The 24,268-nt window shown below is 64.7% G+C and carries 22 protein-coding genes; 12 read left to right on the forward strand and 10 right to left on the reverse strand.

The annotated features are described in order from the left end of the window. Nucleotides 1-157: 157 nt before the first annotated feature. The gene (locus tag RBH22_RS08715) at nucleotides 158-1,768 is read right to left on the reverse strand and encodes a GTP-binding protein (RefSeq protein ID WP_306677248.1); all 1,611 of its coding nucleotides are present in this window, start codon (nucleotides 1,766-1,768) and stop codon (nucleotides 158-160) included. Nucleotides 1,769-1,913: 145 nt separating this feature from the next. Then, on the reverse strand, nucleotides 1,914-2,483 hold the full coding sequence (locus RBH22_RS08720) for a DnaJ domain-containing protein (protein WP_256545694.1): 570 nt from the start codon (nucleotides 2,481-2,483) through the stop codon (nucleotides 1,914-1,916). Between the two features lie 99 nt (nucleotides 2,484-2,582). On the opposite strand from RBH22_RS08720, the gene RBH22_RS08725 reads away from it, so the two are divergent. Beyond that, the gene (locus RBH22_RS08725; RefSeq protein WP_121569817.1) at nucleotides 2,583-3,050 is read left to right on the forward strand and encodes an acyl-CoA thioesterase; all 468 of its coding nucleotides are present in this window, start codon (nucleotides 2,583-2,585) and stop codon (nucleotides 3,048-3,050) included. A 32-nt stretch (nucleotides 3,051-3,082) separates the two neighbouring features. On the opposite strand, the gene RBH22_RS08730 is transcribed toward RBH22_RS08725, so the two are convergent. Further along, the gene (locus tag RBH22_RS08730; RefSeq protein WP_306677249.1) at nucleotides 3,083-3,847 is read right to left on the reverse strand and encodes a glucose 1-dehydrogenase; all 765 of its coding nucleotides are present in this window, start codon (nucleotides 3,845-3,847) and stop codon (nucleotides 3,083-3,085) included. Nucleotides 3,848-3,937: 90 nt separating this feature from the next. Between RBH22_RS08730 and RBH22_RS08735 the strand changes: the two genes are divergently transcribed. From RBH22_RS08735 to RBH22_RS08750, 4 genes are all read left to right on the forward strand, one after another. Continuing rightward, a complete protein-coding gene (locus tag RBH22_RS08735; protein WP_121569819.1) occupies nucleotides 3,938-4,423 on the forward strand; it encodes an Lrp/AsnC family transcriptional regulator in 486 nt (161 codons plus the stop codon). Nucleotides 4,424-4,789: 366 nt separating this feature from the next. Continuing rightward, on the forward strand, nucleotides 4,790-6,283 hold the full coding sequence (locus tag RBH22_RS08740; RefSeq protein ID WP_306677250.1) for a proton-conducting transporter membrane subunit: 1,494 nt from the start codon (nucleotides 4,790-4,792) through the stop codon (nucleotides 6,281-6,283). After that, nucleotides 6,273-8,714, forward strand: coding sequence for a DUF2309 domain-containing protein (locus tag RBH22_RS08745; protein WP_306677251.1), 2,442 nt, complete (start codon nucleotides 6,273-6,275; stop codon nucleotides 8,712-8,714). Before RBH22_RS08740 ends, RBH22_RS08745 begins: the two co-directional genes overlap by 11 nt. Nucleotides 8,715-8,815: 101 nt before the next feature. After that, a complete protein-coding gene (locus RBH22_RS08750; protein WP_256289254.1) occupies nucleotides 8,816-8,983 on the forward strand; it encodes a transposase in 168 nt (55 codons plus the stop codon). Between the two features lie 21 nt (nucleotides 8,984-9,004). Here the strand turns inward: RBH22_RS08750 and gcvPB are convergent, their stop codons facing one another. From gcvPB to RBH22_RS08780, 6 genes are all read right to left on the reverse strand, one after another. Continuing rightward, on the reverse strand, nucleotides 9,005-10,426 hold the full coding sequence (gene gcvPB / locus RBH22_RS08755) for an aminomethyl-transferring glycine dehydrogenase subunit GcvPB (RefSeq protein WP_306677252.1): 1,422 nt from the start codon (nucleotides 10,424-10,426) through the stop codon (nucleotides 9,005-9,007). After that, a complete protein-coding gene (gene gcvPA, locus RBH22_RS08760) occupies nucleotides 10,426-11,772 on the reverse strand; it encodes an aminomethyl-transferring glycine dehydrogenase subunit GcvPA (protein ID WP_306677253.1) in 1,347 nt (448 codons plus the stop codon). The genes gcvPB and gcvPA overlap by 1 nt, the downstream gene beginning before the upstream one ends. 55 nt (nucleotides 11,773-11,827) lie before the next feature. Further along, nucleotides 11,828-12,208: a glycine cleavage system protein GcvH gene (gene gcvH / locus RBH22_RS08765; RefSeq protein WP_121569824.1), complete on the reverse strand. Its 381-nt coding sequence runs from the start codon at nucleotides 12,206-12,208 to the stop codon at nucleotides 11,828-11,830. Continuing rightward, on the reverse strand, nucleotides 12,208-13,302 hold the full coding sequence (gene gcvT / locus RBH22_RS08770; protein ID WP_256545701.1) for a glycine cleavage system aminomethyltransferase GcvT: 1,095 nt from the start codon (nucleotides 13,300-13,302) through the stop codon (nucleotides 12,208-12,210). The genes gcvH and gcvT overlap by 1 nt, the downstream gene beginning before the upstream one ends. 209 nt (nucleotides 13,303-13,511) lie before the next feature. Continuing rightward, the gene (locus RBH22_RS08775; protein WP_306677254.1) at nucleotides 13,512-15,050 is read right to left on the reverse strand and encodes a globin-coupled sensor protein; all 1,539 of its coding nucleotides are present in this window, start codon (nucleotides 15,048-15,050) and stop codon (nucleotides 13,512-13,514) included. 157 nt (nucleotides 15,051-15,207) lie between these two features. Continuing rightward, nucleotides 15,208-16,551 carry an MFS transporter gene (locus RBH22_RS08780; protein WP_306677255.1) on the reverse strand — a complete coding sequence of 448 codons (1,344 nt, stop codon included), beginning with the start codon at nucleotides 16,549-16,551 and terminating at the stop codon, nucleotides 15,208-15,210. A 199-nt stretch (nucleotides 16,552-16,750) separates the two neighbouring features. Here RBH22_RS08780 and RBH22_RS08785 point away from each other — a divergent pair, with 199 nt between their 5' ends. Then, nucleotides 16,751-16,927 carry a hypothetical protein gene (locus tag RBH22_RS08785; protein ID WP_158599350.1) on the forward strand — a complete coding sequence of 59 codons (177 nt, stop codon included), beginning with the start codon at nucleotides 16,751-16,753 and terminating at the stop codon, nucleotides 16,925-16,927. Nucleotides 16,928-16,977: 50 nt separating this feature from the next. Here RBH22_RS08785 and RBH22_RS08790 read toward each other — a convergent pair whose 3' ends face one another. After that, nucleotides 16,978-17,247 carry a hypothetical protein gene (locus tag RBH22_RS08790; RefSeq protein ID WP_256289074.1) on the reverse strand — a complete coding sequence of 90 codons (270 nt, stop codon included), beginning with the start codon at nucleotides 17,245-17,247 and terminating at the stop codon, nucleotides 16,978-16,980. 175 nt (nucleotides 17,248-17,422) lie between these two features. Between RBH22_RS08790 and RBH22_RS08795 the strand changes: the two genes are divergently transcribed. From RBH22_RS08795 to hmgB, 6 genes are all read left to right on the forward strand, one after another. Then, nucleotides 17,423-17,926, forward strand: a complete 504-nt coding sequence (locus RBH22_RS08795; RefSeq protein WP_306677256.1) for an NYN domain-containing protein — start codon at nucleotides 17,423-17,425, stop codon at nucleotides 17,924-17,926. A 146-nt stretch (nucleotides 17,927-18,072) separates the two neighbouring features. After that, nucleotides 18,073-18,921: a TatD family hydrolase gene (locus RBH22_RS08800; RefSeq protein WP_306677257.1), complete on the forward strand. Its 849-nt coding sequence runs from the start codon at nucleotides 18,073-18,075 to the stop codon at nucleotides 18,919-18,921. 62 nt (nucleotides 18,922-18,983) lie between these two features. Next, nucleotides 18,984-19,586, forward strand: a complete 603-nt coding sequence (locus RBH22_RS08805) for a DUF2150 family protein (RefSeq protein ID WP_306677258.1) — start codon at nucleotides 18,984-18,986, stop codon at nucleotides 19,584-19,586. A gap of 161 nt (nucleotides 19,587-19,747) precedes the next feature. Further along, nucleotides 19,748-21,313 (forward strand): hypothetical protein, encoded by a 1,566-nt coding sequence (locus RBH22_RS08810; protein WP_306677259.1) that lies wholly within the window; start codon nucleotides 19,748-19,750, stop codon nucleotides 21,311-21,313. Continuing rightward, nucleotides 21,310-22,749, forward strand: coding sequence for a hypothetical protein (locus tag RBH22_RS08815; protein ID WP_306677260.1), 1,440 nt, complete (start codon nucleotides 21,310-21,312; stop codon nucleotides 22,747-22,749). The genes RBH22_RS08810 and RBH22_RS08815 overlap by 4 nt, the downstream gene beginning before the upstream one ends. A 133-nt stretch (nucleotides 22,750-22,882) precedes the next feature. Beyond that, nucleotides 22,883-24,220 carry a hydroxymethylglutaryl-CoA synthase gene (gene hmgB / locus RBH22_RS08820; protein WP_306677261.1) on the forward strand — a complete coding sequence of 446 codons (1,338 nt, stop codon included), beginning with the start codon at nucleotides 22,883-22,885 and terminating at the stop codon, nucleotides 24,218-24,220. Nucleotides 24,221-24,268: the final 48 nt, after the last annotated feature.

Genomic DNA, 24,268 nt, shown 5'->3' on the forward strand with positions numbered 1-24,268 from the left:
CAACCTCGCGGGCGGGAGAGGGGAGCAGAGAGAAAGAGGACTGATAGTGATTACTCTCACTGTGTACCGCCGAGCGCCACTCCCGGAGGCGATGGTCGGCGGTAAGAGACGAGAGTAATCATTATGAGCGTCAGTCGGTCGAACGACCGTTCGACCCTCACTCACCGACGTCGACGACGGTCCCGACGCCTTTCGACTGTCCCTCGCGGAACACGAACCGCTGGCCTTCCTCGACCAGGTAGGGGCGGAACTTGAACTCGACCGTCGCCGTTCCCGTATCGCCTGGGAGGAGTTGACCGCCTTCGGGGTGGAAGATGACCGCCTCACTCGCCGTCTCTAGGTGGACGACTGGCTCGTAGCCCTCGCGGATGCGGGTGGGATGATTCAGCACCATCACTTCCGCCTCGAACGAGCGGACCGACAGCGGGTCGGCGTCGCCCGGCAGCAGCGCCATTCCGCGCTCCATCTCCTCCTCGCGGACGCCTTTGAGCGCGATACCGACGATGCGTCCCGCCTTTGCCCGATCGACGCGGTGGTGGTGCATCTCGATCGAGCGGACCTCGACCTCGCGGAAGGAGCCGTCCGGCATCGGCCCCAGCAGCAGTTCGTCGCCCACCTCGACGGAGCCCGAGTTGACCGTCCCGGAGGCGACCGCGCCGACGCCGGTCACGGAGTACGTCCGGTCGACGTACATCCGGAAGTCCTCGCGGGTGTCGGTCGCCGTCTTCGGCAGGCGCTCGAACATCGCGTCGAGGTCGTCGAGGCCGTCCATCGTCACCGCGCTCGTTCGCAGGATCGGGACGACCGAGTCGCTCAGTTCCTCGACGGCGGCTTCGACACCGTGTCGGTCGACCCGGAGCGGCGTCCGGCCGACGTCCCGGAGCATCCGTTCGACCTCGCGTTCGACCTCCTCGAAGCGGTCGTCGGTCACGGTGTCGGCTTTGGTGATCGCGACGACGGTGGGGAGTTCCATCGCGAGCAGGATGCCGAGATGCTCGCGCGTCGTCTTCGTCGGGCCGTCGTCGGCGGCGACAACGACGAGTCCGTAGTCGAGGCGCTGGCCGACGAGCCCGCGGATCGTCGTCCGGAGCCAGGGCTCGTGGCCCACGGTATCGACGAATGAGACGAGTCGGTCGGCCTCCTCGACCACGCGTGCGCGGTCGGATTTACGGTGGGGGTTGTCCATATGGACCGCGCCGTCGTCGGTGAAGCCGTAGACGGCGTACGAGAGGTCCGCCGAGAGCCCGCGCTCGACTTCGTGCGGCTGGACGTCGAGGAAGCCACGCGTCTGGCCCTGTCCGTCGTCGGCGGTACCGGTGACCAGCGACCCCACGAGCGTCGACTTGCCGTGGTCGACGTGACCCGCGGTCCCGACGACGATGTGGTCGTCGTCGACGTCGAGCATCGCCCCTTCCTGGACGGTCGCGACGCCGACGAGGCCGCGCTCGCCGTCGTCGCCGACGCCCCACGTCTCGACGTCTTCGATGTGGGCGTCCGCCTCCTCGGCGAGGATCGAGAGGACGTCCATCGATTCGGAGAAGGCTTCGGGCGGAATGCCGGCGATGCCGCCGTCGTCGGTGACGCCGACGACGTACGTCGCCGTACCGTCGCCGGAGAGCACCCGGTGGCGCAGTTGTGCCGCGAGGCTCTCCAGTCGGCCGTCGGCGAGATGCAACTCCCGTGAGAGTCGCTCTTTGAACTCGACGCTTCCGCCCTCCTCCTCGCCGCGCTCGAGGGCCGACTCCAGTACGGCCCGATCAGCGCTCATAGCCGCGGATAGGGAACGATCCGCTAAAACCCTTTTCGTGGTGTGGGTTCTCGTGTCACAGTAGCGGTACCGAACGGTGTGTAACAGTCTGGACGCGTGCTCTGTAGCTTATCGGCCGAGAGCGAGAGTGGCGAAGACGCCCCGCTCACTCCGTGAGGCGCTCGTACGCGCGGTTCACGCGCTTGAACTGCTCTTCGTCGCCGGAGTCGGTGTCGGGGTGGACGGCCTTCACCCGCTCGCGGTAGGCGGCGCGCACGTCTGCTTCGTCTGCGCCGGGGTCGAGACCCAGTGTGCGGTAGGCCTCGGCGAGCGTCGGTTCGTTCGGGTCCCGCCGGGGGCCCGCAGTCCGGCGCCCACGGCCGTCAGCCGCACGCTGGCCGCGTCCGCTCGCTCGCCGGTTCCCGTCTGCGCGGCGTCCGTTCTCGGCCCCCGCTGCGCGTCTCCCCGGGCCGAAACCCTGGAAGTCACGCGGGCCACGGGACGCCGCGTTCGGCCCTCGTCGTCCGGGGCCGGATCCGGGTCCGGCTTCGACAGTACGGCGGAGACGGTCGCGGAGACGACCGCTCGCGTGGTACCACAGGAGGTACGTCGCGATACCGAAGGGGACCGCCAAGAGCAGCAGAAACGGCTGATAGACGAACGCGAGGACGGTCAAGAGAACCGTCGTCCCCGCGAACACCGCTGCAATGCCGATGACGAGTCCGTCCCTGTCCACGCGTGAACGCAGGGCTCGGAGAACCGTAAGCGTCCCGGCACCCCGTGACGGCTTCGCCGAGACGACAGATCAATTACGGCTGTCGGGAAAGAGCGGACTATGATTTCACTCGAAGAGACCTACATCGAGAACCGCGTCCTCGTCCAGCCGAGCAACACCAACAACCACGAGATCGCACACGGCGGCAACGTCGTCAAGTGGATGGACGAGGTCGGCGCGATGTCGGCGATGCGGTTCGCCGGGCAGACCTGCGTCACAGCCCATATGGAGAGCGTCGACTTCCACGAGCCGATTCCGCGCGGGAACGCCGCGCTCATCGAGGCGTACGCTTACGAGGCGGGGTCGACGAGCGTGAATATTCACTTACGCGTCTTCAGTGAAGACCCGCTGTCGGGTGAGTGCAAACTCACGACGGAGTCACACTTCGTCTACGTCGCGATCGACGAGGACGGCAATCCCGTCTCCGTCCCGGATCTCGAAGTCACCACCGAACGGGGAGAGACGCTCAAAGCCGTCGCGCTCGGCGAGGAGACGCCCCAGCCGATCGAAGAGCAGTGGAGCGATTAGTCGGTAATTCCTGAAAAGCGGGAGACGCGACGCTACCGTGCCAAATAACCGCCGTCGACGCCGAGTGCCTCGCCGGTGACGAACGACGCCTCGTCGTCACAGAGCCAGCACACGGCGTCCGCGACCTCCTGAGGCGTTCCGAGGCGATTCATCGGGTGGAGCTGTTCGATCTGCTCTCGCATATCCGGGTCGGACGTAAGGCCCGCCGCTTCCAGAAGCGGCGTCTCGATGAATCCGGGGCAGACCGCGTTGACGCGGACGCCCGTCTCGCCGTTCTCCAGTGCGGCCGTCTTCGTCAGGCCGAGCAGGCCGTGCTTCGCGGCGGCGTAGCCCGAGGAGTTCTTGAACCCGACGTGCCCCAGGATCGAGGCGTTGTTCACGACTACGCCACCGGTCTCCTGTTCTTGCATCTGTGCGATCTCGTATTTCATACAGTTGAACACGCCAACGAGGTTGACGTCGATGACGCCCTGCCACTCCTCGGGGTCGTGGTCGGTGACGGCGGCACTCGGGCCGCTGATTCCGGCGTTGTTGAAGGCGTAATCGAGTCGGCCGTAGGTGTCGACTGCGACGTCGACCATCGCTTCGGTCGCGTCCGTGTCCGTGACGTCGGTCTCGACGAAGCACGCCTCGCCGCCGGCATCTTCGATCTCTGAGACCGTCTCTTCGCCGCCCTCGACGTCGACGTCGGCGACGACGACACGCGCACCGCGGTCGGCGAACTCGATCGCAGTCGTCCGTCCGATTCCCGATCCGCCGCCGGTGACGACCGCAACTCCGTCGGTAAACGAACCCATAGCGAAACGTCACAGTAATCGATCAAAAGCGTAGCGACGGAGGGGCACCATCATACAAAGGTAAAGTGCCTTTGCCGCCGATGTACCGATATGGGCAATCAGGATATCGACGACGTGGACAAGGCTATCCTGTATGCGTTACAGGAAGACGCCCGAAATATGTCGTCCGGCGACATCGCAGAGCGAACCGGAACCTCCGACAGCACGGTCCGAAAGCGCATTCAGCGTCTCGAAACCGACGAGATCGTCAAGGGATACAGCGCCGAGGTGGACTACCAGCGGTCGGGCTACCCGCTCCGGATGTTGCTGTTCTGCACCGCCTCGATCGCCGAGCGCGGCGAACTCATCGACGAGATCCTGGAGATCGACGGGGTCGTATCGGTCCAAGAGTTGGTCACCGGCGAGCAGAACCTCCTCGTGACGGTCGTCGGAGAGTCCGACAGCGACATCACGCCCGTCGCACAGCAACTGCTCGATATGGGACTGACGGTCGCCGACGAAGTCCTCGTGCGGAGTCATCAGACCACGCCGTTCGGGAAGTTCGATCCCGAGACGCACGCAGAAAACGGTCACTAGCGGAGCATCCGACAGATCGAACAGAAGTGTTCGACTCCACGCTGTAAGCGACCGACCTGTTCGCGACGAGGACAGCGTCCGGCATTCTCGGTGTGCAAGGTTGCTCGTCGGTATTCGAACGTTCTGCTGGATCTACCTCTTTCGACTGGCTACTGATGCGTACCGCGAGCCACCTATCCGCTAGCCGAGCCTGTGTGGTACACAATACCATCACGTTCTATAATTTTATTTTTCCGAACAGAATGGGAAGATAGATAGATTTAACAACCAATCTGTTCGTACAGTTGGGTAGAACGACCGAATGCTGTGATCGGTGTGTGGGACGCACGCCGTCGTCGCAGTGGTCGGTCACAGACACCCCAAACGATGACCGGACAAGAGCAGTCGACGACCGTGGGACAGCTTTCGACGCCGACGAACGGCGATTCACGCGTGCCGGCGACGTTGACGCGGCTCGTGTGGGTCCTGTGGATTGTGAGCCTGGGTGTGCTCGCCGTCCGGTTCCGAGGCGGCGGAGGCTGGGAGATCGCGGGTCTCGTGGCTGTCGACGGCTTGACCGCCGTGATGTGGGCGACGGTGACGTTCTTCAGCGGGATCGTCCACAGCTACTCGCGGCGCTATCTGGCCGGGAGCCGGAGGATCGACCGGTTCTTCGGGCGCGTGTTCGCCTTCACGCTGGCCGTGATGCTGCTGGTCGCAGCCGACCACCTCGCGCTGTTCGGGCTCGCGTGGCTCGCGATGGGGCTCCTGATGGCCGACCTGATCGGACACGTCGAGGGCTGGCCCCAGGCCCAGGCCGCAGCCTCACTCGCGCGCCGGTACTTCCTCGCGAGCAGCGCCTTGCTCACGATCGCGCTCGCGACGCTGTGGTGGGACACGGGCGCGACGACGATCTCCGGGATCGCATCGAGCGTCGCCGGCGCGTCGTCTACGGTCGTGCTGTTCGCCGCCGGCGCACTCCTGCTGGCGGCGATGGTCCAGTCCGCACTCGTCCCGTTTCACACGTGGCTGCTCGCGTCGATGACGGGACCGACGCCCGCCTCGGCGCTGATGCACGCCGGCTTCGTCAACGCCGGCGGCGTGCTACTGGTTCGCTTCGCGCCGGTGGTGACCGCCGACGCGGGAGTGATGCTCGCGATCGTCCTCGTCGGCGCGGCGAGCGCCCTTCTGGGAAAGCTTCTCAGAACGGTGCAGACGGACGTCAAGGGCAAACTCGGCTGCTCGACGGTCGGCCAGATGGGCTTTATGATTATGCAGGCCGGCCTGGGATTCTTCGGGGCCGCCATCACCCACCTCATCCTCCACGGGTTCTACAAGGCGTATCAGTTCCTCTCGTCGGGCGGTGAGGTCGCACACGAGAGCCCGACGAAGACGAAGACAAAGCAGTCGGGATCGGTCGGTCTCGCCGGCGTCGCCGTGATCGTGCTCACCGCGCTCGCGGGCGGCGCGGTGTTCGCCGGACTCACTGGAAAGGGCACGCAACTGGACAGCGGCGTCCTGCTCGTGGGGCTCGTCGTCCTGACGGTGATGCACGCCACCCGCGACGTGGTCACGCAGACCTCGCTTCCGACCCTGGTACGGTACGGCGCGGTTCCGCTGGTCGCGTTGCCCGCGATCGCAATCTACGCCACGGTCTACGGCGTGATCGAGGGCTTGCTCTCCGGTCTCCCCGCGATCGGACAGCCAGCGGAGTTGACGCTCGCCTACGGACTCGTCGGCGCCGCGTTCCTCGCCGTCTACCTCGCGATCGAGACCGGCGTCTACCGCCGCAGCCAGCGCCTGTACGTCGCGCTGTTGAACGCGACGCAGCCGCCCACGGACACCCTGTTGACGACGACGGAGGACTACAATGAGTACTGAATCCGCCATCGAAGAGAGCATCGACGCAGCGGCCGAATCGGTCGGCGCGGTCTGGCCACTCCACTCGTTCGTGACCGCGAACCCGCTCTCTGGGTTCGAGGACCGGCCGTTTCACGAGGCCGTCGCTGACGCCGAGGAACTGCTCGGCGGCGACGGATACCCGAGCGCCGAGACGTTCCGCCGCGCGTGGGAAGGCGGCCAGATCGACCCCGAGATCCTGCGGGACCAACTGAGTGCCAACGGCTACGACGGCGATCCCGAGGCGACGCTCGACCGCATCGAAGCCGGGGGCGCGAGCGACTCGACCGCCGCGCGGTCGCCGGCCGCAGAGCAGGTCGATGCGGTCCTGACGAAGTGGCTGTCCGCGTTCCTCGATCAGGGACGCGCCGAGTGGCCGATGCCGAACCGCGAGCAGGGATTTTACGACGCGTTCCGGACGGTGGCGCCACACGACGGCGACGTCCCCGGAAACGAGACCATCGCCGACCTCCCCGAACAGCCGGTCGACGCGATTCGGACCCGACTCTCTGAGTATCCGGTCGGCGAGTGGCAGGACATCTTCGAGTTCCAGTTGACCGCGCTCCCCGGCTGGACGGGGTTCATCAAGCAGCGCGCGGCCGACAACGACGCCTGGCAGTCGACGTATCCGATCACGCTGTCGGGATACCTGGCAGTGCGCCTGACGCTCGCAGACCTGTTCGGTGCGCCGCTCGCCCCCGAGGAATCGCCGGACGGCGTCGACAGCGGTGTCGAAGCGGCCGACGGTAACGTCCCGCTCCCCGAGGTCTGGCTGAGCGCGTGGGAGGCGACCTACCGCGCGGAACTGGTCGACTCGCTCACCGACGCGAGCGCGTCGGCCGCGGCGGACTCAGGGTCGGACCGCCCGGACGCCCAGTTCGTCTTCTGCATCGACACGCGCTCGGAGATCATCCGCCGGCACATCGAGGCGACTGGCAACTACGAGACCCACGGCTACGCCGGGTTCTTCGGGATCCCGATGCGGTACTCGGGGTACGACTCCGACGTGACCGTGGACGCCTGCCCGCCGATCGTCGACGCGGAGCATCACATCGACGATCGTCCAGCGGCGGACTGCAACGAGAATCATCACCGCACGTACGACCGCTGGAACACCGCGCTCACGACCGCGGAGAAAGCAATGAAGAGCGTGAAATCGAACGCCGCGACGGCGTTCAGTTTCGTCGAGAGCACGGGAGCGGGCTACGGACTGGCGCTGGCCACCCGGACGCTCCTCCCGGCGCGCGTCTACGACCTCGCCGACGCCACCGACGAGCGTCTCCCGGGCGACCACGAGGTCTGTGAGCCGTCGGTGGATCACCATCCGGGTGCCGACGACGAGCTGCCGCAGGGACTCACCCTCGAGGAGAAAGTCGAGTACGCCGCGGCGGCGTTCGAGTTGACGGGCTGGGAGCAGTTCGCCCGCGTCGTCGTCTTCGCGGGTCACGCCAGCCACACGACGAACAATCCGTTCGGTTCGAGTCTCGACTGTGGGGCCTGCGCCGGCAACCCCGGCGGGCCGAACGCGCGCGTCCTCGCGACCATCTGTAACGACGAGGCGGTCAGAGAGAAACTCCGCGAGCGCGGGATCGACGTGCCCGAGGACACCGTCTTCGTCGCGGGCGAACACAACACGACGACCGACGAGGTGGAGCTGTACGACGGGAGCGTCCCAGAGACGCACGAAGACGACGTCGAACAGCTCCGTGCCGACCTCGCGACCGCGCGCGCCGGTGCGGCTGCCGAACGGGCCGGCGATATGGGAGGCGAGACCGAGACAGGGGTCCGCGAGACCGAGCGCCGCGCGGCCGACTGGGCGGAGACGCGTCCGGAGTGGGGGCTGGCCGGCAACGCGGGGTTCGTCATCGGCCCCAGAGAACTCACCGACGACCTCGACCTGGACGGCCGTTCGTTCCTCCACTCCTACGACTGGCGGACCGATGACGACGGCGACGCCCTCGAAGCCATCCTGACCGGCCCGATGGTCGTCACCCAGTGGATCAACGCGCAGTACTACTTCGCGACGGTCGACAACGCGGTCTACGGCAGCGGCTCGAAGGTGACGCACAACCCCGTCGGAAACATCGGCGTCTACCAGGGCAACGGCGGCGATCTGATGACCGGTCTCCCCCTGCAGTCGCTGACGAGCGCGGACGACGAGCCGTACCACCAGCCGCTCCGTCTCTCGACGGTCATCCACGCGCCCGTCGAACGCGTGACCGCCGTCGTAGCCGAACACGAAAACCTGGCCGGCCTGCTGGACAACGACTGGCTCTCGCTGACGGTCGTCGATCCCACGCAGGACCACCGCGCGCTCCACTACACGGGCGATCTCAACTGGACGCCGCTCACGGAACAGGCCCGGACAGAAGCCCCGAAGCCGGCGGCGACCTCCACAGTCGCAGACGACTGACCGGCCTCAGCGCCAAATCGTATCGCGAGTATCGGTTTATTCTCGTGCACGACATCGACCGAATCAGTATCTTCAACACCGACCACGCCAAAATCGCGGGTATGAGTCTCGAACGCGAGTACGACTGCCCCGAGTGTGGCAACACGGAGTTCTGGAAGACGGCGTCGATGGAACTGCACCTCGGAACGAAGACGAAGTGGCGTTGCAGCGAGTGTGGCTACGGCTTCATCGAGATCAACGGTATCAGTACTGCAAAAGCGGACGCGTAGGCCGCTTGCCGACTGCGAGTTCTATTCCTCGTCGCCGAGTGCGTGCCAGGAGAGCCGCGGGTTTCGCGCGGCCGCAGCCTGGTCGATTCGCCGCGCCGTCGTCTTCGAGGGCGCACTCTCGACGTCCTCGATCGAGTCGGCCATCGCGGCGTTGAACGCGGCCGCGAGGTCGTCGAGCGAGGCGCGGCTCTCGGCCTCGGTCGGCTCGGTGAGCATCGCTTCGGGGACGAACTCGGGCCACTTCGTCGTCGGCGGGTGGACGCCGTAATCGAGCATCCGCTTTGCCACGTCGGCGGCGTCTCGATCTCCCGCGGTCGCGGCGAACTCGTGATGGAACGGCTCGTAGGGGATCTCGTAGTCGATCTGTTCGGCGAGGTAGTTCGCGTTCAGGACCGCCTTCGCGGATGCGTCTTCGAGCCCCTCGTCGCCGAGGCGCGCGATGTACGCGTAGGCCTTCACGAGCACGAGCCAGTTGCCCTGATAGCCGTGGACCTTGCCGATGGTCTGTTCGGGTTCGCAGAGTTCGTACCCGCTCTCTGTCTCGCAGACCCGCGGGCTCGGAAGGAACTCCACGAGGTCGTCGACGACGCCGACCGGACCGGCTCCGGGACCGCCGCCACCGTGCGGCGTCGCGAACGTCTTGTGTACGTTGTAGTGCATCACGTCGAAGCCCATATCGCCCGGTCGGGCGCGGCCGAGCAGCGCGTTGAGGTTCGCGCCGTCGTAGTAGAGCAGACCGCCCGCGTCGTGGACGATATCGGCGATCTCGACGATGTCGCGCTCGAACAGGCCAACCGTGTTGGGGTTCGTGAGCATCAGCGCCGCCGTGTCCTCGGAGACAGCCGCCTCCAGTGCGTCGAGGTCGACGCGGCCGTCCTCGCCCGAGGGCAGTTCGACGACGTCGTAGCCCGCCATCGCGGCGCTCGCGAAGTTGGTGCCGTGAGCCGATGCGGGGACAATCACTTCGGAACGGTCGTCGTCGCGAGACTCGTGGTACGCCTTCGCGACGAGGATGCCGGTGAACTCCCCGGCCGCGCCCGCGGGGGGCTGCAGCGTCACCGCGTCCATCCCGCCGATGCGCGCTAAGTAGTCCTGCAGGCCGTGGAGGACTTCGAGCGTCCCCTGCAGGCTCTCCTCGGACCGATCGGGATGGACGGCGCCGTTGGGATCGGCTGCGACGTCCTCGGTGAACGATGGATTGTACTTCATCGTGCACGACCCGAGGGGGTACGGACCGCTCTCGACGCTCCAGTTCATCTGCGAGAGCCGCGTGTAGTGCCGAGCGATCTCTGGTTCTGAGAGGCCCGGCAGTTCGAGGCTGTCGCGCGTCAGGTCGTCGGGCAGCGGCGACTGCTCGTCGACGTCGACGCTCGTCGTGTCCTTTTCGGAAAGCAGCGGTTCGTACCGTTCGTCGTCGCCGTAGCGTGCCTGATCGTGATTCATTATAGCGCCTCCTCGAACGCCGCTACGAGGGCGTCCGTCGCTGCGGCGTTCACGTCCGTGACGCACACCTGCAGTCGGTGGTCGTCGACGACGTGGACCGCGAACCCGCTCGCTTCGAGGTCGTTCGCGATGGCGGACGCAGGCTGATCGGTCCGCACGAGGAACTCCCTGAAGTGGTGACGGTCGTGGACGGGGGCTTTGACCCCTCGAAGTTCGCTCAGTCGCTCGGCGAGCGACTGCGCCTCACGAACGCACTGGCTCGCGAGGTCGACGAGTCCGTCGGGACCCAGCCACGCGAGGTGCATCGCCGTTCGCAGCGCCACCCACGCCTGATTGGTACAGATGTTCGAGGTCGCGCGCTCCTTGCGGATGTGCTGTTCGCGCGTCTGCAGCGTCAGCGTGTACGCGCGCTTGCCCGCGGCGTCCTCGCCCGCGCCGACGAGTCGGCCGGGCACCTGTCGGAGGAACGCCTCGCGCGTGGCGAACAGACCGAGACCCATCCCGTAGGCCGTCGGCAGTCCCAGCGCGTCGGCCTCGCCGACGACGACGTCGGCACCGACGCTCGCCGGTTCGGTGAGCAAGCCGAGCGCGACGACGTCCGAGCCGAGACAGAACAGCGCCTCGACGTCGTCTGCGACGTCGCCAACGTCTGCGAGTCGGGATTCGATCGTCCCGTGGACAGTCGGGTTCTCCGCGTAGATCATCGCCGTCTCCTCGTCGGCGGCCGCCGCGAGCGCCTCGACGTCGACTGTACCGTCGGCCATCGGATACGTGTGGACCGTGAGGTCGGTGCCGTCGACGTAGTTTTCGAGGACGGCGCGCTTGTTCTCGTGGAGGATCTCCGGGACGAGCACGCGCGTCCCCGACGCCTGTCGGACGCGCCCGGCGAGCCGTGCGGCCTCACCGAGCGCGGTCGCGGCGTCGTACATCGAACAGTTCGCGATCGGCAGGCCGGTCAGTTCGACGACGAGCGACTGGTACTCGAAGAGCGCCTGGAGGAATCCCTGCGTGATCTCGGGTTGATACTGCGTGTACGACGTCAGGAACTCCGATCGCTCGGAGAGTTCGTCGATCAGCGACGGCACGTAGTGGGAGTGGTGGTCGCGGCCGAGGAACTCCGTCAGATCGGCGTTCTTCGCGAGCGTCGACGACAGTTCCGCGCGGAGTTCGCGCTCGCTCCGCGATTCGATCCCCAGCTCGTCCTCGAAGCGGACCGCCGCCGGGACGTCGAACAACTCGGCCTCGCTTTCGAGGCCGATCGCGTTCAGCATCGCGGCCGTGTCTTCGGGCGTGTGCGGTGCGTAGGGACTTCCCTGGGCGCGTTCGTGTCGGTTGTGATTGCTCATCGGTGTTCTCCGTTGTGGACAGCAACCGCGATCGCAGTCACGTTCACTGCCGCCCTCACTCGGTCTGCTCGCGGTACTCGTCGGCCGAGAGCAACGCGTCGAAGTCCGCGTCGTCCGCGCGGTCGACTTTGAGCATCCACCCCTCGCCGTAGGGGTCTTCGTTCACCAGTTCCGGGCGGTCGAACAGCTCCTCGTTGACCTCGGTGACGGTGCCCGAAATCGGGGCATAGAGGTCCGAGACGGCTTTGATCGACTCGACCACGCCGAACTCCTCGCCCTGGGCGATGTCGTCGCCGACCTCGGGCAGTTCGACGAAGACGACGTCGCCCAGTTCGTCCTGTGCGAAGTCGGTGATGCCGATCGTGACGGTCTCGTCGTCGGTGGTTGCGTACTCGTGCGATTCCTGGTACTTGCGGTCTTCGGGTGTTTCGAACATTAGTTGTCCTCGATGAATGGTGTGGATACGACTTCCGCTCGTTTCTCCTGGTCGCGAACGACGACACTGAGTTCGGTGCCGGGGTCTGCGAGGGCTGTCGGGAGGTAGCCCAGCGCGATCGCCTCTCCCAGTGTGGGACTCATCGTCCCGCTGGTCACGTGCCCGACGACCTCGCCGTCGGCGACGATCTCGTGGCCGTGCCGGGCGATCCCGCGCTCGCGGAGGATTAGCCCGACGAACGTCTCGGTGACGCCCTCGCGTTCGATCTCGGCGAGCGCGTCGCGGCCGACGAAGTCGGTGTCGAGGTCGACAGTCCAGCCGACGCCGGCCTCGTAGGGGTTGCGTGGCTCCTCGACGGGATCGAAGTCCTGCCCCGAGAGGAGAAAGCCCATCTCGGTACGAAGGGTGTCACGACAGCCCAGGCCACAGGGCGTGACGTCGCCTTCGAACGCCGACCAGACGGTCTCGGCGTCGTCGCTCGGACACAGGATCTCGTACCCGTCCTCGCCGGTGTAGCCCGTCCGCGACACCCACGAGCGGACGCCGTCGATGTCGGCGTAGGTGGCCTCGCCCCACGAGAGCGGCGTCACGTCGACGTCGGTCGCGGCGTCGACGACGTCCGGGGCGTCGGGTCCCTGGACGGCGAGCATCGCCCACGCGTCGGTCTCGTTTCGGACCTCCGCGTCGAGGTCCCACTCGTCCCGGTGGTCGACCCATCGCCGATACGCCTCCTCGTCGTGGCCCGCATTCGGGACGAACAGGTAGCGCGTCGTCTCCTCGTCGGGCAACTGATAGACGATCGTATCGTCGACGATCGTCCCCGATTCGTCGGTGAGCATCGCGTACTGGGAGTCTCCGGGCGCGAGCGCGCTCACGTCGTTGGAGGTGAGCCGTTGCATCAGCGCCGTTGCATCCGAGCCGGTGACGACGATTTCGCCCATATGCGAAACGTCGAAGATCCCGACCGATTCGCGGACGGCGGCGTGTTCCGCCCGAATCGAGTCGAATTCGACCGGCATATCCCATCCGCCGAACTCCGTGAACGTCGCATCTGCGGCGTACACGTCGTACAGCGGTGGCTTCCGATGGGCCATACTGATGGCTTGGTTTGATACAAGAAATGTTTTGGTATGCTCTGTGGCCGCTAGCGGCGTCATAAATTTTATACCGCGATATGAAATGTCGGATTCTCCGGCAAGCGCATCACTACGGCTCGCCGAGCCGCTGCGACAGGTCGGCACTGAACGTGGGGGTATGTGTTGCGGGGAGGCTGCGTCGAGACGGATACGGAGAGTTTCGCTCGTCACAAACCGACCGAATTCCGCTGCTGGCCGTTATCCGTGAGCTCTCGCACGGTTTCAGAAATCGCGTCGATACTCTCTCCCTGTTGGTCGACCGCATCCGCGACGTCCTGGATCTTGGTCTCCATACGTTCGGCGCGGTGACTCGCTTCGTCGATCGTCGCTGCGAGTTCCTCGGTGCTCGCTGCCTGATCGTCGGTCGCGTCTGCGACCTCGGAAATGCCGCTCGACGTCTCGGAGACCGCCTCGGCGATGTTGTCCAGTTTCGCCATCGCGGCGCCGACGCTGTCGACGCCGGTGTCGATTCGTTCGGTCGTCGTATCGAGGCTGGCGACCGTCTCTTGGGTGTCAGCCTGGATCTCGTCGATCATCGTTTCGATCCGACCGGCCTGCGTCTGTGACTCCTCGGCCAGCGATTTCACCTCGTCGGCGACGACCGCGAATCCGTCACCGGCCTCACCCGCCCGCGCGGCCTCGATCGACGCGTTCAGCGCGAGGATGTTCGTCCGATCGGCGATATCGTTGATCACCTCGACGATCTCGTCTATCTCTTCGACGCGCGCTTTGAGCTGTTCGACGTCGTCGCTGACCTCGTCTGCGGCCTCGCCGACGTCGTCCATTACGTCCATCGCGTCCGCGGCCGACTCGCGTCCCTCCGTGGCCAGCGTCTCGGCGCGCTCGCTGGTCGTCGCGACCTGGTTCGCGGTCGACGCCACCTCCTCGATGGTGGCGCTGAGGTTCGAGACTTCACCCGAGACCTCTGTCATACTCTCGGACTGTTCGACGGTGACCTCGCGGATCTCGTGAGCGCACTCGGAGACGTCGTCAGACGCCTCCCGCAGCGCACTGACGGACGCGTCGACGTCACGGGCGACAGACTGCTGCCGATCGAGTTCCCGCTCGATCCGTTCGGTGTAGGAGTGCAGATACGTGTCCATCGCGACCTGTTGGTCGAGATTGATGAGCTTGAGGACCGAGAGCGTCCGGTCGACGACGGTGTCGACAGCATCTTCGACTGCTTCCTCGACAGCAGACGCCGAGTCGTGCCCGTTCCGCGCAGCAGCCGTGGGCTCGTCGACCGCCGCGCGTACGCTCGATTTTACTTCGTCCGCGATTCCCTGCAGTATCCCCTCGTAGTAGATGGCGTACGCCCCGAGGTAGATCTTCGGTCCGAGATCGAGCATATCGTGGATCTTCCCGATCCGAGCCCGCCGATCAAAGTACGAGCGCCCGTACTCTCCCCGTCCGAGTCCTTTTAAGTACTCGATCTGACTTTTCTTGAGAGCTTCGACCGATTTCGAGGACGACTCGAGTATCGCGACCGACTCCGAGTACGCTTGAATGTGATCGTAGAAGTCGTCGACGAGGTCCTCGGCGATGTCGTCGAGAACCGGCGCCGTCTGTTCGAGGTTCTGGCAGTCAGCTTCGTCGAACTGCGTGAAGTCCTTTCGCCAGTTGATCTCTCCGTCGTCGATACCGATCTTCTCGGTTAATCGCTGCCCGTCCACCTGCCCCCGCTCTTGCTTGGTGATTGTCCCCATATCGCAAATGAAAATACTAAGATATTATAAACTCTGTGTCTTGTTATCAGAATTGAATATACAGCGTGTTTAAATATCAGCGGTCGGATCGTGGAGGGGGAAAGAACGGAGAACGATCCCGTTGGCGTGAGAGTACCGCGGTCGAAGTAACCGTTGGTTATGCATACGCCTCGAACTCCTCGCCAAAGACGAGAAAGTAGCCCGTGCCGACGACGCCGATTGCGGCGGCGATGGTGAACGCGACCTCCGGACTCACGAACTCCCAGAGGTACCCGCCGAGGGCGGCGCTAGGGATGACGATCGTATTCCGGAGCAGGTAGTACGTACCAGTGACTCGCCCTCCAGCCCCCTGCTGTGCGGGGCCGACGATCAGCGCCTTGTGCGAGGGGAGACCGGCGAATCGCAACCCCGAGAACGCAAAGACGAGGACCATCGCCGTCGCGGTCCCCGGCGCGTTGATGAGCACGACAGGGAACAGCGCGTACACTGCGAACCCGAGCGCGACGACGGGCTTCAGGCCGACGCGCTCGGCGGCCTTCGCTGCGGGTGCCATCACGAGCAGTGCGACGAGCATCTCCACGCCGAGCAGGTAGCCGAAGAACGCCTCCGGAGAGAGGTCGATCGCGTACGAGAAGCCGGCGAGTGAGACGGTCGTCGCGAATCCGACCTGGTAGATCCGCGTGATCACCAGCACGAAGAACACGTAGACCATCCCGTTGGCGAACCGAACCAGGGTGTCGCCGACGAGCAGCGGCCGCAGCGTCGTCGGCATCTCGCGGAGGTCGCGGCGGATTCGATCGAGCCCCGCGAAGGAGTCACCGAGCGTGTCCTTGCTGGCGTCGTAGAGCAGGTGCTGGGCGACCGTCCCGAGGACGCCGAACGCGACGGCGACGCCGAGAACGTACTGGAAACTCACCGTAAACGCCGGATGGAGACCGATGAGGATGGCGGCGAGGACGGGGCCGACGAGGAAAGCCGTCCGGCGGAACGTCTCCGTACTGGCGAACCCAGCAGCCAACCGCGAGGGCTCGGTCGCCTGCTTGACGACCGCGAACGTGGCACCGAGGCCGAACGACTTCCACGCCTGCGCGAGCAGCAGGCCGACGAAGATCCAGATCCACGGCTGGATCGTCACGCCCGCGAGCGACACCGGACCGACGCCAGGCGCGAGGAGCCAGACGGTGAACCCCAGCGTCGACACCAGGCCGAACACGGTCAGCGCGTAGCGGGAGCCGATCCGATCGGAGATCGCACCGCCCGGGTACGGATAGACGGCCGAGATGACGTTCCCGACCGTGCCGAACAGCCCGACGACGAAGCCGCTGGCTCCGAGCGCGACGAGGTACTCCGGGAGGAAGCGGTTCGTCATCTGGAAGCCGAGACTGAACGCGAACATCGCGAGCGACAGCACCAGCACGTCGCGTTCGAGCGCGAAAAAGCGACGGAAAGTATCCAGTGGTCCCGATTCGTCCCGTCCCTGGCCGACGCGCTCCTGTGTCATCAGGTGTCTGAGCGCGCGTGCGGCAGAGAGAAATATCCACCTGCTGGACGTCCCGAATCGAACGTCGTAGCGCTACAGCGCGGGACTGCGTTCGCGAGGAAGATCACACCCAGCGAGCACGTGATCCGGTGTCGGCGGTGCCGACACATATTACAGATTTGGCGTCTGTAATCCGGCGTACGGAGGTGACTTCACAGCGATGCGGCGACGCACACGCGCACTACTCGTTGCGGTGATTTGCCTCGTCGGCGCCGGCGTCCTGATCGCTCTCACGGTCTACCCGTTCCAATACGGGATTGTCGAGGGCGTGATCGTCGCCGGCGCACTGGTGGTCGCGGCACTGTTCGAGACGGTGCTTGACGACACCTCGTTCTGAGTGCGCGGGAAGGACGCGGCGTACCACCGCCGGCTCGTCGTGGGTTCCGGTTACGTTCCGGCCTGCGATTCGGTCCGTACGGCCTCTGGGTGGACACGGTGAGACGCAATGTCGACGCGCCAGACGTTGCCGCGCCAGCCGATGCGTGAAAGCGACAGCCGTACCGGTTCGCCTGGCTGCAGCGACGCGAGCGCGTCACGCGTGGACTCGTCGGTGTACTCGACCAACTGGTAGGTCGCGTGCGTGGTCGTGGACCGAACGGTCAGCGCATCGTGTGGGTTCATCGCGGTGACGACAGTAAACGAATCTGTTTCGGTCATCGGTATCGGACTCGTTATGTCCACTATTCCTCCGACTTGCTTCATAAACATACTCTACTAGGTGTTCTAGGTGTATATTCTAGATATACTACATCGCCGGTTGGGGCCTCCGCGATCCGCGTTCGGAGGCAACCCGCATCGTCGGCGTTATGTCGGTCCCCGTGAAATCGGTGCTATGGACCTCCTGGGACGCCTGTTCGCCGACGAGGCGGACGAACCGCGGGTCGCGCTCTTCGTCGACGGCCCGAACGTCCTCCGCGACGAGTTCGACGTCGACCTCGACGACGTACGCGAGGCGGCTGCAGCCGTCGGGCAGCTGACGGCGATACGGCTCTATCTCGACGAGCACGCGACGCCGGGGCTCATCCAGGCGGCGGAAGCACGCGGCTTCGAGGTGATTGTCACGAGCGGCGACGTCGACGTCCGACTCGCCGTCGACGTGACCCGCTTTGCCGTCGAAGACCGTGCGGACATCATCGCTATCGCCTCCCGCGACACCGATTTCAAGCCCGCGATCGAGACGGCGAACTCCTACGGCTGTCGGACCTTCGCGATCGCCCCCGGCGAGTTCGGCCGCTCGGACGCCCTGCGGAACGCCGCGACAGAGCGCGTCACACTCGAAGAGGAAGAGGAAGAGGAAGACGAGGACAGCCCGACCCTCGTCGGCTACGACGCGTAAGCGTCGGAGACGGTGCGGTTCGCGAGGCGCGCGACGACCACGACGCGTCATCGTCCTGGCCGCCCATACCGACCTTTCCGCCACACCGACCTTTCCGCCCAGCGACAAACGGGCGAATTTTTTGAGTGGCGAGCCGAGGGGCGCGTATGGAAGATCTCGGCACGCCGGTGCTCGACAACCACCTACATCTCGACCCGGCGCACGGCCGTGGCCTCGACGCCGTCCGCGACTTCGCGCGGCTCGGCGGGACGCACCTGCTCGTCGTGAACAAACCCTCCTGGCTCCTCGGCGTCGAACCCGAGACGGGTGAGGATTTCCGCCCGGTCTTCGAGACGACAATCGACGTGGTCGAGGAAGCGACCGAGTTGTTGCCGGGCCGGGCGTGGCCCGTGCTCGGCGTCCATCCGGGTCTGGTCTCGAAGCTCGTCGACGACCGCGGGTTCTCGCCGGCGGACGCGAGCGCGTTGATGCAGGCGGGACTCGACTGCGCGGCGGAGTACGTCGCCGGGGGCGACGCGCTCGCGCTGAAGTCCGGGCGGCCGCACTACGACGTCTCTGACGCGGTGTGGGAGGCCTCGAACGAGGTAATGCGCCACGCGTTCTCGCTGGGCGCAGAACACGGCTGCGCCGTCCAGTTGCACACTGAGGCGACAGACGACCTGACCGAGGTGGCCGGGTGGGCCGAAGCGCGCGGGCTCTCAGCCCACAAGGTGGTGAAACACTACGCCGGTGGGACGCTCGCGGGCCCGACGCCGAGCGTGATGAGCGAAAAAGATCGCCTGGAAGTCGCGGCTGAATCGGGTGAGCCGTTCCTGATGGAGACGGATTTCGTCGACGATCCCGACCGTCCAGGGATGGTGCTCGGTCCGAAGACCGTGCCGCGTCGCGTGCGATGGCTCCTCGAATCGGGGTACGACGCAGCCGTCGAGCGCGCTCACGTCGAGACTCCCGCCGACGTCTACGGGATCGACACGCGTGCGGCGCTGTCACGCTAGTCGAGCGCTCGTCGGGACCCTCGACAAGAAAGGCATTTGAATCCCGGCGGAAATGGTGGAATATGACCGAGGCCGAGGAGACTTACTACACCGAAGAACGCTGGCAAAACTGGCTCTCGCGCGTCGAGGAAGAAGAGCTCGACCCCGAAAACGAGGACTCCGCGCGATTGCTCTTGAATCTGCAGGACGACGCGGCCATCGCGGTCGCGAAGATCGTCTCTGCGTACGAGGACGGACGGCTCGAAGACGAGGAAGCGATCGAGGAACTCGAACGCGTCCGCACGATCGTCCTCTCCGAGCCCGAACTGGACATCGAAGACGAGGCCGCGCGCGAGGACAAAGTGATGCTCATCGACGGCGTACAGACGAGTCTCGTCTGCGTCTTCTACGCTGCGGAGGAGTACATCGTCGCCGGTGCGGCCGAAGAAGCGCCGCTGACGGAGTACGTCGAGGCCGCCGCCGCTGCAGAGCAGGATGACGATATGGACGCGGCGCTCGGCTACCTCGTGCAGGCCGGCACGCGGATCATCGAGGGCGACGAACTCGATATGGCCGTCGTCGAAGAGCTCGAATACGGGCTCGTCTCCGAGTGGGTCAACGGACTGGACAGCCTCCAGAGCGCGATGAGCGATCCCGAAGTCGTCGAAGAAGAAGACGAGGACTGAGCGGCACGCGTCGTCGCGACGGCACTCGCGGTGGCCGGGAGTGACAGTCAGTCGATCATTCCCGTGACCGGAACGTGAGCGTTCGTCGCCGACGTGATCTCGGCCTCGATTCGTGCCGCTTTGCCGGCATATTTTTATCCACCAGTCGCTGATTCCGGGGTATGTCTCTCGGGGGCGACGACAGGGCCGTGACGGTACAGATCGGAGCGGTCCTGCTCCTGGGGTTTCTCGTTATCTCACTCTCGTTGTATCAGGCGACTGTCGTTCCACAGGAGAATCGGCAGATCGAGTTCCAGCACAATCAGCGCGTTCAGTCAGATCTCCAGGAAGTCCGGAACACGATCCTCGGCACAGCTGCGACAGGATCGTCAGGGCCGGTCAGCGTCGAACTTGGGACACGATATCCCACGCGCGTCGTCGCCGTGAATCCCGCGCCACCGAGCGGGACGCTCTCGACGTCGTCGCTTGGGACGGTTCAGATTCGGAACGCGACGGCCGACGACCGCGCCACCACGGAGGAGGACTACCCCGAGACCGCTGACTTCTGGAACGGGACGACGCACAACTACACCACGAAGTCGCTCGTCTATCGGCCGAGCTACGCGAATTACGACGGCGCACCCGCGACCGTTTACGAGAACGGCATCGTTTACAACCGCTTCCGCTCGGGAAATCTCACTCTCACCGATCAGCCGATCGTGTCGGGGCGACGAATCTCGCTCGTCACACTGTCCGGAGACCTCTCCCGAGGCGGTGCCAGTACACTCGCCGTCGATCCGCGAGCGGTGAGCGTCTCGACGCGCACGATCAGCATCTCGAACGAGAGCACGAGCGAGAACGTCTCGATCTTCGTTCCCTCGGAACTGAATCGCCAGTCGTGGCTCGAACTCCTGAATCAGACCGGTGAGTACGATCCCGCCGCGGATCCGAACGACGGTGGATACGTCTATCGGGTCGAAGAGCGACCGGACGGCATCGAACTGTTCTTCGAGCGAGACGTGACTTACCAACTGAAACTCTCGAAAGTCGGGGTTGGGACGAACGTCGACGACACGGAGCCTGCGTACCTGACGAGCGTCGAGGACCTGACCAAGAGTCCGTTCGCTGGACGGACGTATCCGTTTGTCGTCGAATCCCGCGACAAGTACAACAACCCGGTCGGAACGTCCGTACTCGGAGACAGTCAGAGCGGAACCGTCCCCGACGGTGTCGTCGTAGAATCCGGGCGCTATCGGTATCAGTACACTGCTGGAGCGGCAGGGCCAGACTGGGTGAACGTGACTTATCGGACAGCGGCCGGTGGCGTATACGACGTGAGCAGCCCCGCTTTCGAGGGAGACCGAAACGAGAACATACAGTACACACTGGACGTTCAGGCCGCAAGTGGTGGCGGCCCTGACGATGGTGGGTCGGATACGTCGGCGATTACGATTGAGCCATTCGACATTGACGATAATAGTAAATCAAACAGAATAAAAGGTAAAATCCAGACAGTGACCGCCAAAGATAGCGACAGCGACGATGACGTCCAAGAACTCACTATCGAACTTGTTGATGGAAATAGAAACATTATCCTTATCCAGTCGGATACAAGTGCAGGAACTGGTTCTTTAACCATTACAGACAAGAACTTCAACGAAAAAAGAGAAACCGATCCGTACGTGGTGCGTGTGACTGCCAAAGATGCTGACGGCAACGTCGAAGTAAAGGAGAAGGCCGTCGGATGATAGACACCCGCGCCCAAGCAGAGTCCCTCGGAACCGTCCTCTTCCTCGCGGTGGTGATTGTCAGCGCGACGACGTTTGGTGCATACTACGTCTCCTCTCAAACTGGAGGATCTAACGGGGGTGCAGCAGGCGCAGCCGGCAGCGCGAGCGGGACGCCGATCGAGATCACGATGACGGCGACCGAAGAGTCACTCACACTCTCGCACAGCGGCGGGGCATCGGTATCTACGGACGCACTCCGGGTTGTCGTCACAAACAGTTCTGGAGAGTCCTCGTACGCCTTCGCGTCCGGACAGATCCGCAATGGCGGCGGTGGAGACGGACAGTTTGATCCGGGTGAGACGTGGCAACTCGGGTGGGATCAGGCCTCCGGATCGGAGGTCACCATCTCGGTGATAAATGACGCGACTGAGACCCTCTTGCTCCAACAGACGACGACGATCGGATCACCCATCGAATCGGACGCCGACGGGAGCGCGGACGGGACAGATGCGGCCGAGCGGACGCTCGTGGTCGACGCCGGGCCGCAGCAGACCGTCTCCGGCGAAAAGGGCTCTGCGGTAGGCCTAGACGGGAGCACCAGCGCCAGCGGAGACGAGGTCACGTATCAGTGGGATATTGTCGATTACGACGGCGTCTCGACCGACGCCGTCGCGGTCGCGGACACTGATTCCCTCGATTCGACGTTCAAGGTCCGAGAGAACGTTACAGACGCGAATCACACAGTTGTCGTAGAACTGACCGTCGAGAACGCGACGGCGACCGGAGAGGATCGAACGACAGTGACGGTCGAACAGGCTAACCAACCGCCGATCGCCGACGCTGGCGACGACAAAGAACTCCGTGCTAACGAGGAGGATGACGGCGACGGTCACCCCGGAGAGGGACCGCCTGAGCACGCTGGACCAGACAACATCGGCAGGGGCGAAGGGGGAGCGCTCACGGAACCTAGTGTCCCGAGTGCAGCGGTGATCTACCCCGTATCGATCGAGGCCGTCCCAATTGCAGCGGCCGACGACGACGACGCGGATGAAATCGGAGGGACGTTCGTCGAACTCAATGGGACCGGGAGTAGGGATCCAGACGGGGACGAACTGAGTTACAGCTGGGAGATCACCGATCGTGACGGACTCGCCGAGGAGACCATTACCCTCGTGGATTCAGAGAGTGCGACCCCGAAAGTGGTGCTCGTCGGTGCACCACCATCTGATACCCGGAAGGTCACGGTTGAGCTAACGGTATCCGACGTCGCCGGCGCGACTGACACCGACCAAGTGAACGTGAGAGTCTACCCAGAGTCCGACGATGATGACGGGTTCTGGGGTGACTTCTGGGACGGCTTCTGGGACGACTTCTGGGGTGACGACGATGACGAGCCCCGAGGTGGCGGCGATGGCTGGGACTGGGGTGATATCTTCGGTGGGATCTGGAGATGACTCTCGGCCGACATTGTATACCGAGTCGCACCTCTCCGCGTACGCTGGGCATCGTCGACCCTGTCTTTACTGTTAGACAATCGTCGACACCGCTATCGACAAAACAATAAGCGAACCACGAGATGGGAGAGGTATGACTGCCGTCGGCATCGACGCCATCGAACTCTGGTCTGGGAAACTCCGCCTGGACCTCGCGGAGACGTTCGCGCCAGTGAAGGGCGAAGACCCCGGAAAGTACACGAAAGGCATCGGTATCGAGTATTCCTCGCTGCCCGATGTCTACGAGGACATCGTCACGATGGGCGCGAACGCGGCCAAGCAACTGATGGACCGCAAGGGCCTCACGCCCGACGACATCGGTCGGATCGACGTCGCGACCGAGTCCGCCTTCGACAACTCGAAGCCCGTTTCGACGTACATCGCGGGCTGTCTCGAACAGGTGTACGACGGCGACTTCCACCACGCGAACAAGGGCGAGCGGAAGTTCGCCTGCCTGTCGGGCACGCAGTGTCTCGACGACGCGTACAACTGGATCCGCGCGGGGCGAAATCGCGGGCGCGCGGCGCTCGTGATCGCGACCGACACGGCGCTCTACGAGCGCGGCGACCCCGGTGAGGCGACCCAGGGTGCGGGTGCGGTCGCGATGCTCATCGACGAGGAGCCGGACATCGTCGCGCTCTCGACAGAGCAGGGCTACGGCAGCGCCGACGAGACCGACTTCCTGAAGCCGAATCAGCAGTTCCCGAGCGTCGACGGCAAGCGCTCGATTCAGGTGTACCTCGCGCGGATGCGCGAGGCCCTGGAAGACTACGAGTCCGTCGCCGGCGACACTCACCCCGAGGACTTCGTCTACTTCCCGTTCCACACGCCGTATCCGGGGATGGTCCGAAAAGCCGCGTTGCTCGGCTACCGGCACATCACGCGCGACACCGAGATTGAGGACGCCCTCGCCGACGACATCGGGATGCAGCCGCGCGAGGAGAACTACGAGACGCGCGAAGACTACGAGGAGGCGATCCGCGCGTATATGGACGAACTGAAAGGGACGCGTCAGTACCAAGAGTGGTACGAGCAGGCGATCGAGCCGACGATCCAGGTCTCCGGGCAGGTCGGCAACTGGTACACAGCCTCGGTGCATCTCGCTCGGCTCTCCGCCCTCCGCGCGGCCGCGTCCGAGGACGTCGACCTCGCGGGCGAGAAGATGCTCGTCGGCTCCTACGGCTCGGGCGCGCAGGCGGAGATTCACGCTGAAACCGTCCGCGACGGCTGGCGCGAGGGCGTCGAGAGTCTCGACGTCGACGCGCAACTGGCGGACCGCTACGATCTCTCCTTCGAGGAGTACGAACTCGTCCACGACGTCCACAACCACCAGAAGGAAGTCGAGGTCGAGGAGTTCACCCAGCCCGAGGGCGAGTTCGTCTTCACCGGTTGGGGCCGGATGAACGAGCGGCGCTACGAGTACGTCGAATAGGTCGCTACGAGGAGCGCGGATCGGCGGCAGCGACTGTTCTTTCTCTCG

It is taken from the genome of Halobellus sp. H-GB7 (genome assembly GCF_030848585.1).
GTDB lineage: Archaea > Halobacteriota > Halobacteria > Halobacteriales > Haloferacaceae > Haloquadratum > Haloquadratum inordinatus.